The organism is Streptomyces sp. SID13726 (genome assembly GCF_010548375.1).
Lineage (GTDB): Bacteria > Actinomycetota > Actinomycetes > Streptomycetales > Streptomycetaceae > Streptomyces.
Genome location: NZ_JAAGLY010000067.1, coordinates 1 through 897, shown reverse-complemented (window position 1 = coordinate 897; position 897 = coordinate 1). Strand labels below are relative to the sequence as shown.

The 897-nt window shown below is 72.9% G+C and carries 1 protein-coding gene; it reads left to right on the top strand.

Going from position 1 to position 897, the window contains the following annotated elements:
- A partial coding sequence (locus G3I78_RS46350) for an Ig-like domain-containing protein (RefSeq protein WP_203616465.1) occupies nt 1-897 on the top strand: 897 nt, incomplete at both ends.

Below are 897 nucleotides of genomic sequence, written 5' to 3'. Positions count from 1 at the left end.
GCGCAGCCGGTGTCCCAGGGCGCCGAGGTCGCGGTGACCGCGGTCGGCGACCGCCCCGTCGTGCTCGACCGGTCCGCGTCCCACCTGATCCTGCCCGGCGGGAAGAGCGTGGCGATCGAGGGTGGCGGGGACGCGCGCCTGCAGCAGCCGTCGCAGTCCTCGGACGTGGTCGTGGTCGCCACGACGGACGCCCTCGTCTCCCAGCCGCTCAAGGGGGGGGACGCGAAGCGTCGTGCCGCGCAGGGCGTGCCGGCGGCACCCGTCCAGCTCGGTGCCTGCACGTACGGGGCGTGGGCCTCGACGGGTCAGGTCATCCGCGACTGCGACGGCACGGGTCGGGACGTCGACGAGCGGCTCGAGGGCCTGGACCCGCAGACCCGCCTGGAGTACCGGGTGAACCGGCACGTGATCGTGCTGAACGACCTGTCGGCGGGGACGTTGTGGATGGCGGCGGACGAGTACCAGAAGGTCGACGACTGGGACGTGCAGATGCCGGAGGAGGCCGAGGGTGAGGAGTCTGACGCGGAGCTGACGAACCCGGAGCAGGTGGACCAGTTCATCGCGGACCGGACTCAGCCGAACAAGCCGCCGCAGGCGCAGGACGACTCGTTCGGGGTGCGTCCGGGTCGTACGACGATCTTGCCGGTGCTGGGCAACGACGTGGACCCGGACGGGGACGTGATGACGGCGTCGGTGGCGGGGGACTGGCCGGGCAACGCGACGGGGCAGGCGATCATGGGTGGTGCGGCGCTGCAGGCGGTGGTGCCCGAGGACGCCGAGGGCACGGGCACGTTCCGGTACTCGGTGGCCGACGGGCGTGGGGGTGTGGCCGAGGCCGGGGTCACGCTGAAGGTGTCGCCGTGGGTGGAGAACGCGCCGCCGGAGCAGACGGGTGAC